Origin of the sequence: Pedobacter deserti, assembly GCF_024436415.1 — a bacterium.
Taxonomy (GTDB): Bacteria; Bacteroidota; Bacteroidia; order Sphingobacteriales; family Sphingobacteriaceae; genus Pedobacter; species Pedobacter faecalis.
In genome coordinates, this window is sequence record NZ_JAFMZQ010000001.1 from 1,613,017 (window position 1) to 1,625,731 (window position 12,715).

General features: G+C 44.2%; 15 protein-coding genes. 5 read left to right on the forward strand and 10 right to left on the reverse strand.

Translation table 11 applies throughout. The features are described from left to right. Nucleotides 1-88 precede the first annotated feature (88 nt). Nucleotides 89-403 carry a DUF3467 domain-containing protein gene (locus J3P40_RS07320; RefSeq protein ID WP_256004218.1) on the forward strand — a complete coding sequence of 105 codons (315 nt, stop codon included), beginning with the start codon at nucleotides 89-91 and terminating at the stop codon, nucleotides 401-403. On the opposite strand, the gene miaA is transcribed toward J3P40_RS07320, so the two are convergent. From miaA to J3P40_RS07350, 6 genes are read right to left on the reverse strand one after another with little or no spacing between them, the layout of a single operon-like run. Next, the gene (gene miaA, locus J3P40_RS07325) at nucleotides 400-1,308 is read right to left on the reverse strand and encodes a tRNA (adenosine(37)-N6)-dimethylallyltransferase MiaA (protein WP_256004220.1); all 909 of its coding nucleotides are present in this window, start codon (nucleotides 1,306-1,308) and stop codon (nucleotides 400-402) included. The two genes, J3P40_RS07320 and miaA, sit on opposite strands and share 4 nt — an antisense overlap. A 7-nt stretch (nucleotides 1,309-1,315) precedes the next feature. Further along, entirely contained in the window at nucleotides 1,316-1,966 is a 651-nt protein-coding gene (locus J3P40_RS07330) for an IS1096 element passenger TnpR family protein (protein WP_256004222.1), read from the reverse strand. A gap of 45 nt (nucleotides 1,967-2,011) precedes the next feature. Beyond that, entirely contained in the window at nucleotides 2,012-3,430 is a 1,419-nt protein-coding gene (locus tag J3P40_RS07335; RefSeq protein ID WP_256004223.1) for a CCA tRNA nucleotidyltransferase, read from the reverse strand. Nucleotides 3,431-3,454: 24 nt separating this feature from the next. Beyond that, entirely contained in the window at nucleotides 3,455-4,021 is a 567-nt protein-coding gene (locus J3P40_RS07340; protein WP_256004224.1) for an L-threonylcarbamoyladenylate synthase, read from the reverse strand. Then, on the reverse strand, nucleotides 4,008-5,156 hold the full coding sequence (locus tag J3P40_RS07345; RefSeq protein WP_256004225.1) for a glycosyltransferase family 4 protein: 1,149 nt from the start codon (nucleotides 5,154-5,156) through the stop codon (nucleotides 4,008-4,010). The genes J3P40_RS07340 and J3P40_RS07345 overlap by 14 nt, the downstream gene beginning before the upstream one ends. A 1-nt stretch (nucleotide 5,157) precedes the next feature. Further along, nucleotides 5,158-5,976 carry a 2,3,4,5-tetrahydropyridine-2,6-dicarboxylate N-succinyltransferase gene (locus tag J3P40_RS07350; protein ID WP_256004226.1) on the reverse strand — a complete coding sequence of 273 codons (819 nt, stop codon included), beginning with the start codon at nucleotides 5,974-5,976 and terminating at the stop codon, nucleotides 5,158-5,160. A gap of 67 nt (nucleotides 5,977-6,043) precedes the next feature. On the opposite strand from J3P40_RS07350, the gene J3P40_RS07355 reads away from it, so the two are divergent. After that, nucleotides 6,044-6,451 carry an RNA-binding S4 domain-containing protein gene (locus tag J3P40_RS07355; protein ID WP_256004227.1) on the forward strand — a complete coding sequence of 136 codons (408 nt, stop codon included), beginning with the start codon at nucleotides 6,044-6,046 and terminating at the stop codon, nucleotides 6,449-6,451. On the opposite strand, the gene J3P40_RS07360 is transcribed toward J3P40_RS07355, so the two are convergent. Beyond that, the gene (locus J3P40_RS07360; RefSeq protein ID WP_256004228.1) at nucleotides 6,418-7,170 is read right to left on the reverse strand and encodes an EcsC family protein; all 753 of its coding nucleotides are present in this window, start codon (nucleotides 7,168-7,170) and stop codon (nucleotides 6,418-6,420) included. The two genes, J3P40_RS07355 and J3P40_RS07360, sit on opposite strands and share 34 nt — an antisense overlap. Before the next feature lie 95 nt (nucleotides 7,171-7,265). After that, nucleotides 7,266-7,847, reverse strand: a complete 582-nt coding sequence (locus J3P40_RS07365; protein WP_256004229.1) for an OmpH/Skp family outer membrane protein — start codon at nucleotides 7,845-7,847, stop codon at nucleotides 7,266-7,268. Between the two features lie 193 nt (nucleotides 7,848-8,040). Between J3P40_RS07365 and gyrB the strand changes: the two genes are divergently transcribed. Then, a complete protein-coding gene (gyrB, locus tag J3P40_RS07370; RefSeq protein WP_256004230.1) occupies nucleotides 8,041-9,999 on the forward strand; it encodes a DNA topoisomerase (ATP-hydrolyzing) subunit B in 1,959 nt (652 codons plus the stop codon). Between the two features lie 112 nt (nucleotides 10,000-10,111). Continuing rightward, the gene (locus J3P40_RS07375) at nucleotides 10,112-10,723 is read left to right on the forward strand and encodes a DUF4142 domain-containing protein (RefSeq protein ID WP_256004232.1); all 612 of its coding nucleotides are present in this window, start codon (nucleotides 10,112-10,114) and stop codon (nucleotides 10,721-10,723) included. On the opposite strand, the gene J3P40_RS07380 is transcribed toward J3P40_RS07375, so the two are convergent. Both J3P40_RS07380 and mdh read right to left on the reverse strand, forming a co-directional pair. Further along, nucleotides 10,715-11,161 carry an aspartyl protease family protein gene (locus tag J3P40_RS07380; RefSeq protein ID WP_256004235.1) on the reverse strand — a complete coding sequence of 149 codons (447 nt, stop codon included), beginning with the start codon at nucleotides 11,159-11,161 and terminating at the stop codon, nucleotides 10,715-10,717. The two genes, J3P40_RS07375 and J3P40_RS07380, sit on opposite strands and share 9 nt — an antisense overlap. Next, nucleotides 11,162-12,100 (reverse strand): malate dehydrogenase, encoded by a 939-nt coding sequence (mdh, locus tag J3P40_RS07385; protein ID WP_256004236.1) that lies wholly within the window; start codon nucleotides 12,098-12,100, stop codon nucleotides 11,162-11,164. 148 nt (nucleotides 12,101-12,248) lie between these two features. Between mdh and J3P40_RS07390 the strand changes: the two genes are divergently transcribed. Then, entirely contained in the window at nucleotides 12,249-12,698 is a 450-nt protein-coding gene (locus J3P40_RS07390; protein WP_256004237.1) for a lipocalin family protein, read from the forward strand. Nucleotides 12,699-12,715 lie beyond the last annotated feature (17 nt).

The following is a 12,715-nucleotide window of genomic DNA, read 5'->3' on the forward strand; positions in this document are numbered from 1 at the left end:
CTCCCTTGCTTTAAGAGTTTGGGGGGCTTTTTTTATGTATTGTAATATATGGGTGTTTTAATTCAGCCCAATTGTCTAAGTTTGCGATATGGAAGAACAAAATCCCGAAAATCAGTTGAATATTGAACTGTCCGAAGAGGTAGCTGAAGGTATCTTTTCCAACCTAGCTATTATTACACATTCCAATACTGAATTTGTCCTTGATTTTATCAGGGTGATGCCAGGAGTGCCAAAAGCCCGGGTTAAGTCGAGAATAATTTTAACACCGGAGCATGCCAAGCGTCTCCTCTCGGCAATGGAAGATAATATTAAGAAGTTTGAGGCCATAAACGGCCGCATAAAGGCCTCTGAAGAGCAAACAGGTTTCCCGTTAAACTTCAGCGGTCCGACAGCGCAAGCCTAACGCAGCCTTGTGTTGAGCATGTCGATGATGAGATCGGTTTGATGGGGATTAAACCAAATGATCTCCTGATCCTTTCTGAACCAGGTCAGTTGCCGTTTTGCGAAGCGCCTGGTATTTTGTTTGATCTTGTCAACCGCATCCTCGAATGACATCTGGTGGTCTAGATAGTCAAATAGCTCGGTATAACCTACAGTGTTCAAAGCGTTGTATCCTCTATAATGCGCCAGGTTTCTAACTTCTTCGAGCAGGCCGGCAGAGATCATCAGATCCACTCTTTTATTGATTCGCTCATAGAGTTTATTACGGTCCATATCGAGACCAATTTTTACAATATTGAAGGGTCTGGACTTTTTCGTATTCGTTTGAAATGAGGAGAGTTTTTTGCCTGTTGATAAAAAGAATTCCAGCCCCCTGATGATGCGCTGTGGGTTTGACTGATCAACTTTCTGATGATACTCCGGATCGCAAACCCTCAGTTTCTCCCTGATTCCTTCAAGTCCAAGGTCGGCTAGCTCCTGATTTAGTTGAGCTCTGATTTCCAAATCTGTCGCCGGAAGATCATCTAAGCCCCGTGTAACCGAATCAATATAGAGGCCAGACCCGCCCACCATAATCAAAATATCTTTGGTAAGAAATAAGCGCTCCATAAGCGCCAGTGCCGATACTTCAAAATCGCCAGTACTGAACAGCTCTGTAATGCTATGAGAATTGATAAAATGATGAGGTGCTGCAGCTAGCTCTTCGTTTGATGGCTTCGCCGTACCGATACTCATTTCCCGGTAAAACTGCCGGGAATCTGCAGAAACAATTTCGGTGGCGTAAAAATTTGCGAGTTGAATGGCCAGTGCAGTTTTACCAATTGCGGTAGGCCCTACAACGACAACAAGTGTTTTTTTAGTGTCCATAGGAGGACTAATAATCGTCCTCCCCGCTGTTGTTGTAGTCCTCTTCTTCGTAATTTTCATTATCTGAAAACTCGTCGTCTTCAGCTTCGTCGCTTTCGTCAGATTTATCTTCAGTATTGATCCCTCTTCCGTCCATCGCTTCGAGTTCCTCAGTATCTTCCGGGATGAAATCCATCTCATTCAGGAAATCAAAATCCGAAGAGGTTGTGCTGGCAGACATCGCAACTGTACCAAGATTGTTCTTATCAATGATCTTCGGTGCTTCACCTGTGCTCTTGATAAGCACCGGATATTCAATATTCGGGTCAGTCTCCAGTATGATTTTAATGAGTTCTACATGAAAGTCGAAAGGCCTGTCAAAATCGTAGATATAATAGAACTTTTGATGCGGGTCCTCAATGAAATTACTCAGTTTTGATTTCTCCATTGATGCCACTCCACGATCGATTTTCCGCTGGCTGGGCATAAAGGCAATCTCGTCACCCTTGATCCAATTGTCTGTACTCACAAAAAAGGAAGATGATTTTTCGGCAGCATATCCAGTAGATCTGTGGATTGCCCGGTGAAGATCCTCAAATGTTTGATTTGATTTAATATCTATTTCCCGTACTACTTCATCGAAATCTTCGAAACTAACTCTGAATCTGTAAATTGCCATTTGTGGTTGTTTTCAAGCTGTAAAATTAAAATAAAATTATACTTTCTACAATTTGTTGGTGCGAGATACTGGTACCAAGCCTATTTTTTTGCCCTCCTGCAGCATGAATTGCAATGCATCCTCGTAAGTATTTGTGATGTCGCCCTCAAGAATTGCTTCCCTGATTGCTTTCTTTATGATTCCCACTTCCCTGCCTTCCTTAAGTCCGAACACCTGCATGATGTCATTGCCCGTTATGGGCGGTTGCCAATTACGAATTTTGTCTCTTTCTTCGACGTCTACCAGCTTTTGCTTAACGAGTTCGAAATTCTTGCGATACTTCTTGATCTTATATTCATTCTTTGTGGTGATATCAGCGTTGCAAAGCTTCATCAGACTCTCAATATCTTCACCTGCATCAAACAGAAGTCGCCTTACAGCTGAGTCGGTAACCACCTCTTGCGCCAGGACAATGGGCCGGAGATGTAATTGAACAAGTTTTTGAACGAACTTCATCTTTTCATTAAGAGGAAGCTTCAACTGTGCAAATATGTGCGGGACCATTCGCGCACCTTTGTCTTCATGCCCGTGGAAAGTCCAGCCCTGGCCCTTCTCGAACCGCTTAGTGGCGGGCTTTGCGATGTCATGAAGAATTGCAGCCCAGCGCAGCCATAAATCGTCTGTAGTGGCGGCTATATTGTCCAGAACCTGCAGTGTGTGATAAAAGTTATCTTTGTGACCTTTATTATCAATGATATCTACTCCATGCAAGTTCGCCATTTGCGGGAATATAATGTGCAGCAGGCCGGAGTTGAAGAGATGCTTAAAGCCAACAGACGGTTTTGCGGAGAGAATAATTTTATTCAGCTCGTCGGTGATTCGTTCTTTTGACACGATCGTTATCCGTTCTTTATGGAGCTTGATTGCGTCCAGGGCAGTCTGATCAATTGTGAAGCCTAACTGGCTGGCGAATCGGATAGCACGGAGCATACGCAGCGGATCGTCGGAAAACGTGATTTCAGGATCCTGAGGCGTTCGGATCAGCTTGCTTTTTAAATCCGAAATTCCATTGAATGGGTCGACGAGCTTACCGAAATTGTCTCCGTTAAGCGCGAATGCAAGCGCGTTTATTGTAAAATCACGTCGTAACTGATCGTCTTCAATGGAACCATTCTCAACAATGGGCTTGCGTGAATCAGTGCGATACGACTCTTTTCTTGCCCCAACGAATTCTATGTCAAGGTCGTTAAATCTTAGCATTGCCGTACCAAAGTTTTTAAACACGGATACACGTGTATTTAATTCAATGCCAACAAGCTCCGCAAATTCAATTCCATTTCCCAAGACAACCACATCAATATCCTTCGACGGTCTTTTCAGGAATATATCGCGGACGTAGCCTCCAACTACGTATGCCTCAATAGACTTACGATCTGCTATTGATGCGAGTATTTTAAAGACCGGATTCTCTAGATGATATTTCATGACGAGGAGCAAAAGTAGCAAAACTTACCTTCTGATAAAGGAAAATTGCCCTCCGGCGCCCAATTTTACTATGGTAGAAGGCTTTTTATGAACACTCAATTCCTGCTCCCGGTCTACGACATGATCAACGGCCGATTTGATCTGCTCATCTATCTCGTTAAAAAAAGCAGGAGTAGGCAACCCGGCTAAATTCGCTGATGTAGAGACGATAGGTTTTCGAAATCTTTGTATGAGCTGGGTGCAAAAGTCGTGTTTCACAATCCGGATTCCGACGCTTCCATCTTTGTTTATCACGTTTTCGGCTAAGTTTCTTGCTCCTGAAAATATTACCGTGAGCGGTCTTTCAGCGTATTCTATCAAATCGTATGCAACCTCAGGTACCTCAGAAACATAGCTTTGTAATTTGTTGACTGTATCTAGTAAAATGATAAAACTTTTGTCCTCAGGGCGTCCCTTTATCTTATTGATTTTTGCAACAGCTTCAGCATTCGTTGCATCGCAACCAATTCCCCAAACCGTATCAGTGGGATACAGGAGTACGCCTCCACTTTTCAATACATTTAAAGCTATTTCAATTTCAGATTTTAACATGGCTCTGGTGTTTGTATTTGGCCGCCGCAATGGCATAGATATTCATCAGATCGTTAGCTATTATTTGATTGTTAAATCGCTGGGCGAAATCCAAACCTTTCGATGACATCTCTTTACGGAGTTCAGCTGAACGCAATACGTTGTTTATTGCCGACGAGAGTGCTTTCTCGTCCCGGGGGTCGACATAGATACTGTTTGGTCCGCCTGCTTCTTCCAGGCAGGATCCTTTTGCTGCGATAACAGGTATGCCAGAGAACAGTGCTTCGATAATTGGAATTCCAAACCCTTCGTACAGGGAGGGATACACAAATAATTCAGCAAGCTGGTAAATGGAGGGAAGATCTGCAAACGACACATCCTGAAGAAATAGCACGCTGTCTTGCAAACCCAAAAGTTCTATTTCTTTAAGCACATCCTTATAGTAAACTGTTTGCCTGCCTATCACAACGAGTTTGATCGGCGGTTCTACCAAGGGCAATGCCTTTATCAAGATTTTTAAATTTTTTCGCTCTTCTATGGTGCCTACACAAAGGATAAACTGCTTGGGTAAACGATACTTCCTAAGGGCATTTTGCTTTGATTCATCCGTGGCAACCCTCTTGAAAGAGTCGTCGCAACTTTGGTAAACCACGTCAATTTTTTCGGGTCGTACATTAAAGTGGCTGACTATATCCCGCTTCGTACATTCACTAATTGCTACAATACGGTCGGCGTTACGACAGGCATACCGACATTTCCATGTATATATCCATCGGTCGACGGTATTGAAGTACTGCGGGAATTTCAGGAATATAAGGTCGTGGATGGTAACAACCGATGCAATCCCCACTTTGTTCAGTCCGATTGGCAGCTCGTGGCTCAGTCCGTGGAACACGGATACCCCCTCCGAAACAAGATTTTTTTTAATGTGAAGTAAGCGCCACATTGGCCCTGCGGATGGCGGGTTGACCACCGTGAGCCCGTCAGCGTTTAGGAAGCGAGCGATTTGCGGATGATCTTTAATTTTGGGGGTATACAGGAAGTACTGGTTTTGAGGGAAATGCTCAATCAAACCTGAGATTAACGAGCGACTGTAGTTTCCTAGTCCGGTTAAATTATTTGCCGCCCTTTTCCCATCAAAACCAATACTTATCATGTTATACCGCTACGTTGTTTTCTCTTAACGCATCGTTAAGCGACGTCTTTTTGTCGGTCGATTCCTTACGCTGCCCTATAATAAGTGCGCAAGGTACCTGATATTCGCCGGCAGGGAACTTTTTTGAGTACGATCCAGGTATAACTACCGATCGGGCCGGTACAACTCCTTTGTATTCCACGGGTTCAGCGCCGGTCACGTCGATGATCTTTGTAGACGCTGTTAGCACTACATTTGCCCCCAACACAGCTTCCTTTTCAACTTTAACACCTTCAACAACAATGGCTCTCGACCCAAGGAAACAATTGTCTTCTATAATTACGGGTGCTGCCTGTACCGGCTCCAGAACGCCGCCAATGCCAACCCCGCCACTCAAGTGAACGTGTTTGCCGATTTGTGCGCAGGAGCCCACGGTAGCCCAGGTATCCACCATGGTACCTTCGTCTACATAGGCACCGATGTTAACGTATGACGGCATCATAATTACGCCTTTAGACAAGTAAGCGCCGTATCTTGCGCTCGCTCCAGGAACCACGCGTACACCAAGTTCCTTGTAATTGGTTTTAAGTTTCATCTTATCGTGGAAAACGAAGGGTCCGACTTCGGTAACCTTCATTTCTCTGATAGGGAAGTAAAGGATTACCGCTTTCTTAATCCATTCGTTTATTCCCCATGAATTCAAAACGGGTTCGGCAACACGCAGTTCGCCTTGATCTAACTGCATAATGACGGTTTCGATCGCTTCACAATATTCGTTATACTCTAGTAAAGTTCTGTCTTCCCATGCCGCTTCAACCAACTTTTTTAAATCTGCTATCATTTCTAAGATTGTTTTTTTGACAAAATAAACGAATTTTATGTAGAGCACATCGTATTTTTGATTTTTTATGGCTGAGCAGGAAAAACTACGGATTGATAAATATTTATGGGCGATCAGACTTTTTAAAACAAGAAGTCTGGCCACAGAAGCCTGCAAAGCGGGTAGAATAAAGCTAAAGGGACAGAACGTGAAGCCATCCGCAATTGTAAAGATCGGCGATGTTTATCAGGTTTCAAAGGGTATCGAACGAAAGGTTATAGAGGTGGTTGATTTACTTTACAATCGTGCGGAATCTAAGATCGCTTTAACTAAATATAAAGATATAACGCCGGTAGAGGAAACACATGCGTTTAAGTCAGTGTTTCATCCGCCCGCGCTGCGCCGCGACCGTGGTTCCGGTCGACCTACAAAAAAAGACCGCCGCGAGACCGACGATCTTATTCAGGGAATGTTCGAAGAAGGCGATTCTGAATGATGTGCATTGCCAAGTAATCTCATCCGGTAAGCCTGCATAGCAGTTTTGCCTAGCTTTTTCACCAGTTTGAAGTTCGCTATTGCACCTACCGCCGCACCCACAACGGGAAGGAGCTGCGCCAATTTGGCTATATCTATGTAGTCACGATATTCTTGCTGAAAGGTTTTCCAGTCGAAATTATCCGCATCAGGAATATCAAGAATTCTTTCGTCCCATTTTTGCATCTTCTGGTAAATATTCTGTGTACCTTTTGTGCTGGAAAATGCAAGTTGAAATATGTGTAATATGTACAAGCGTTCGCGGAAATCAGATATGTCAAATCCGTAAAGTGTGGCTATTTCGAATAAGAGTTTAATTTTGATGCCGATGAGTATCGGAAAGTCGGCCATACTCGTTACGAAACCACCAGCACCGGTGAGCCCACCTTCAGCAGCGCTGCCTTTTGCATAACTATCGATCCTGTCTTTAATAAGTGCTTCGCGGTGTATCAGACTGGTTGTACCGTACGGTGGGGCTGCCGACAGGTGTGTGGCGCCGAACAAAACGGTTTTGACCAATCCCTTTATTGCGGCGGTAACGGCGTTGTGCACCTTCTCGGGTATGTAGTTGTTTATCTTTTTCTGGACGCGTGCAGCCAAATGATCGAATGCTGAAGGGGGACTGGATAGCTGCCGTTGCCATAAATCCAGTTCCATCCTGATCTTGTCGAGATATTCCATCGTCAGCGTTCAAGCAAAATTTGTTCCTCAATAATCCTGTAAACAACGAAGCCGGCATGGGTAGATGCCGGCTTCGTTATAAAGAGAATGTCAGATTACTTTTTATATCCGTCATTTAATCCTTTGATCACTTCGTTGGTCACGTCGAGGCTTTCATCTGCGAACAAAATAGCGCTGTTTCCCTTGGAATAGGTAAGTACCATTTTATATCCTTTTTTTCTGGCGTACTCTTTCAGGTAATCCGCAATTTTGTCGTAAAGCTTTTCGTTTTCTGCTGCCTGCTCCCTTTGTAAAGCCTGACCAGCGTTTTGCTGATAAGCCCCAAGTTCCTGCTCTTTGCGTTTGAGACGTTCTTCAGTTGCCGCGCGTTGATCTGCAGCCATGGTGTTTGCCTGCTGCTGATACTGTGCTACTTCACGCTGAAATGCCTGTCCCTTTGCTGCCATGTCGCCCTGGGCTGCCTTAGCCTTGGTTTCAAGCTTCAGTTTCATGTCTTTGAAGTACTGATATTTTGCTAGTAGCGTGTCAGAATTTACGTAAACAATTTGCTGAGACACTTCCGTTTTTGCGTCAACTGGTTTCGAGGAAGCTTCCTTTTGCTCCTTACTTCCGCATGCCGCTACCACTGAAACTATTGCGACGGCGGCAAGACTACTAATTCGATTTGTAATTTTCATTATTCGTTAAATTAATCAACTCATTTCTCCCATGAGGCATAAGTGGAGCAAATATAAAATTTCAAATCTAGTATCCTAATAAAGTGCGGTTTTTTGATTTATACGTCGCGCTTTTTAGCTTAAATAGTTATCCACATTTGCCTTATTGAGGCATATTTTCGTTATTTTTGAGTTTAATTTTTTTATAAAAAATATGAGCGAAGAACTAGATTCAAAATCAAATTATTCGGCAGACAATATACAGGTGTTGGAAGGTTTAGAAGCGGTGCGTAAGCGCCCTTCTATGTATATAGGCGACACCGGAGTAAAGGGGTTGCACCACCTGGTTTATGAGGTGGTGGACAATTCAATTGACGAAGCTTTGGCGGGCTACTGTACTGATATTGTTGTTACTATACATCAGGGAAATTCCATCACTGTTGAAGATAACGGACGGGGTATTCCGACAGGAATCAATAAAAAGGAAGGAAAGTCTGCTCTGGAGATCGTTATGACTGTACTTCATGCCGGCGGTAAATTTGATAAGGATACTTACAAGGTTTCAGGTGGTTTGCATGGTGTTGGGGTAAGTTGTGTTAACGCACTGTCTACACACGTAAAAACCGTTGTTCATCGTGAGGGAAAAATCTTTACCCAGGAGTATGAGCGTGGTAAGCCTCTTTTTGATGTAAAAGAAATCGGTACATCTGACAGGACAGGTACCATTCAGACGTTTCAGCCTGATCCGGAAATCTTTACTCAGACGTTAGAATATCGCTACGATACGCTGGCTTCCAGATTACGCGAACTTTCGTTTCTGAACAAAGGCATTAAACTGACGCTGACTGATGAACGCGAAGTTGACGAAAATGGCAATTTTCTTACCGAGCTTTTTTATTCAGAAGGTGGACTTAAGGAGTTTGTTCAGTTCCTGGACGGGAACAGGCCGTCATTAATTGAGTCGCCTATCTATGTGGAAGGGATAAAAAATGGAATCCCTGTAGAGCTGGCTATGCAATACAATGACAGTTATGCTGAAAATGTTCACTCCTACGTAAATAACATCAATACGCATGAGGGGGGTACACATATTGCCGGTTTCAGACGCGGCCTGACACGTACCCTGAAGGCTTATGCAGATAAGTCAGGATTGCTCAAGAATGTCAAGTTTGAGATAACCGGTGATGACTTCAGAGAGGGTTTGACTGCTGTGGTTTCGGTAAAGGTTCAGGAGCCTCAGTTCGAGGGTCAGACAAAGACGAAACTAGGTAACTCCGAGGTAATGGGGGCAGTTGACGTGGCTGTAGGGGAAGCTTTAGGGAATTACCTTGAGGAATATCCAAAGGAAGCCCGGGCGATTGTAAATAAAGTGATCCTGGCGGCTACTGCCAGAGCTGCGGCACGTAAGGCACGGGAGATGGTTCAACGTAAGAGCGTGATGGGGGGCTCCGGTTTACCTGGAAAGCTGGCTGACTGTTCAGATAACGATCCGGCGAAGTGCGAGATTTATCTGGTAGAGGGTGATTCGGCGGGAGGAACCGCCAAGCAAGGTCGTGACCGTAATTTTCAAGCCATATTGCCTTTGAAAGGTAAGATTCTGAATGTGGAGAAGGCGATGGAGCACAAGATCTATGAAAATGACGAGATCAAAAACATGTTTACTGCCCTTGGTGTAAGTATCGGTACACCGGAGGATGATAAAGCGCTTAATTTGACCAAGCTGAGGTACCACAAGATCATTATTATGACCGATGCTGATATTGACGGTTCACACATCACTACGCTTATTTTAACCTTCTTTTTCAGATATATGAAAGCTTTGATTGAAGCTGGTTATGTGTATATCGCTGCGCCGCCGCTTTATCAGGTTAAGAAGGGGAAGGAATTTGAATATTGCTGGAACGACCAGCAGCGCGATGCTGCGATACAGCGTTTGAAAGGTGCGGGTAAAGAGGAGAGCGTTCATGTGCAGCGTTACAAAGGTCTGGGCGAGATGAATGCCGAGCAGTTGTGGGATACGACACTGAATCCGGCTACACGAACATTGATGCAGGCAACAATTGAGAATGCTGCCGAATGTGATCATACTTTTTCGATGTTGATGGGTGATGACGTGGCGCCGAGAAGGGATTTCATAGAACGTAATGCAAAGTACGCCAAAATAGATGCATAGTTTTCCATGTTATTTTTTAAGAAAGCCGCTTCGTGCGGCTTTTTTTATAATATGGCAGCAAACTAAAGCGCTCGCTGATTGTTTTTATAGTATGCTATTTAAGAATCTTGCTATGAAGACTATTGCTTTATCATTTATCGTATCAATATTTATTTTCGCGTTAAGTTCCTGCGATAATGCGGGAGGCAGAGAAGACCGCTTAGCTGATTCTACAAGCCTTGGTGACCGTGCAGATGCCGCAGCTAACGCTGACAGTCTGCCTGATGAGGTTAATGAAACGAGTGAAGCAGGTGTGAACGATGATTCTGCTGTTTTTATGAAGCGAGCGGCTCTGGGAGGGAAAATGGAGGTTATTTTAGGAAAGGTGGCGATGGAGAGGGGAAATGATGAAAGGGTTAAAGAGTTTGGGGCGAAAATGGTGGCAGACCACACTTTAGCGAATAGTGACCTGATGAAGCTGGCTGAAAAGGCATCTATTTTATTGCCCTCTGACTTCCCTGCTGAGGAAAAGGCGCATATGGACAAACTATTGGCGATGAAGGGTGCTTCCTTTGATAAACACTATATGGAGATGATGGTGAAAGACCATAGTAAAACGTTGGACTTGTTTAGGTCGGCCGCAAGAGCCCGGGAAAACTCGGTACGGAATTACGCAGAAAAAGTTTTGCCTGTATTGCGAGAGCATCACAAGCTGGCCACAGAGATTTATCAGAGTTTAAAATAGCTCATTATCGAATGCGATATGGCTTAAGTAGAGTTTAAGCTTCCGGAAGTTGACCACGGCTTGGTGCCGGTACAAGATATCGCTGCCTATTATTGCTGCAATCGGGTTATGTCCTAAGCTCTCATACGCGATGTTTACTGAGCTTAGGTCTAGCGCCACAGCAGTGTAGTCGCTGATAACCAGGCGGCCTATTCTGAACTGAGGTATGACTGCGGTGACGGTATCAGAGGTTGTAAAAAGGGTGGTTGCCTGCGTGGTGCTGACATAGTTCATGTCTGATAAATGCGACTCAATAAAAGCTTTATCAAAGACCGATCTGGATGCACCTGTGTCAACTACAGCTGTGAATTGCTTTTTGAAAACGGTAATTTTAACAAGAAGATGAAAGCCGCTATCTTCCAATTCGATAATATTTAATGGAACCGTAATGGTACCCATTTAGATCAGTTTCATATCAGATAGAACATTATTCATATTTCGGACCGCCTGAGCGCTTCTATTAAACAAAGCGGTTTCCTGCTCGTTTAAATTGTAGTCTATGATCTTCTCCCAGCCATTCCTTCCAATGATGACAGGAACGCCAAGGCAGATGTCCGATTGTCCATATTCACCCTCGAGTGAAACACAGCAGGTAAACAGCTTTTTCTCGTCTCTTACGATACTTTCAACCAATGCAGCGCCGGCTGCTCCGGGAGCATACCATGCTGAAGTTCCTATAAGCGCTGTAAGCGTAGCTCCGCCGACCATGGTATCAGCTGCAACCTTCTCCAGGGTTTCCTGGTCCAGTAACTCCGTAACATGCATGCTTTGGTAGGTCGCATACCGGATAAGCGGGATCATTGTTGTGTCTCCATGGCCGCCGATTACAAATCCCTGGAGGTCGTTCGGACTGCATCCTAACGCCTTACTTAGGTAATATTTAAAGCGGGCACTGTCCAGGGCGCCTCCCATACCAATGATCCTCTGCTTAGGCAATCCTAACGATTTAAGCGCGAGATAGGTCATCGTGTCCATAGGATTGCTGATCACAATGATGATGGCGTCGGGAGAATATTTTAGTATGTTCTCCGCTACACTTTTCACAATACCGGCATTTATTCCGATGAGTTCCTCACGGCTCATCCCGGGCTTACGGGGAAGTCCGGAAGTAATAACTGCCACCGATGAGCCCGCAGTCATGCTATAATCTCCGGTGACGCCGGTTATTTTGGTGTCAAAGCCCAACAAAGCAGCCGTCTGCATCATGTCTATCGCTTTACCCTCGGCCAAACCGTCTTTTATATCTATCAAAACAAGTTCTTCTGCCAGTTCTTTTCTAGTGATGTTGTCGGCACATGTTGCGCCTACAGCTCCTGCACCTACGACCGTTATTTTCATGGTGTTTGAATTTTTTGGGTTGCTTAATATTTCGCTAAACTATGGATTTACCATAACAAAAGCTATTGAAAACTTTATTCTTTATTGCTGGTTTTATCATAAAGAATTTACATTTGCTTAATTGCATCAGCAAAATTACAAAGCCTTTATGGATAACACACCTGTACAGAAAGTCGATATTTTGATGTATGCCGGAAAATGGTATACGCTATATTCGATACCAACTTTAATGAGCAGGAACTGGAGGCAGACTACGGAAACCTATGTGATCCACCCGGATGGATACTATGCTGTATTTAATACCTATAAAGTGCCCGGTAGCGACGATCAGAAATATTTTCGCTCTAAGTTGTACGTGGTTCGCGGCAGTGGCAATGCTCATTTTAAGCTTCAGGCTGTTTGGCCATTCAAGCTGGATTACTGGGTTATTGAACTGGCGGAAGATTACTCTTATGCGGTGGTGGGGCATCCTGAGTATAAACATCTTTCTATCATGTCACGCAGGCCCGGAATTGATGAGGTGCTATTACAGGAGATTGTCGACAGGTGCAGCCGGAAAGGATACGATACAGGTAAGCTGGTGGATCAGCAGCATTAATTAGTTTTCAACCGCCC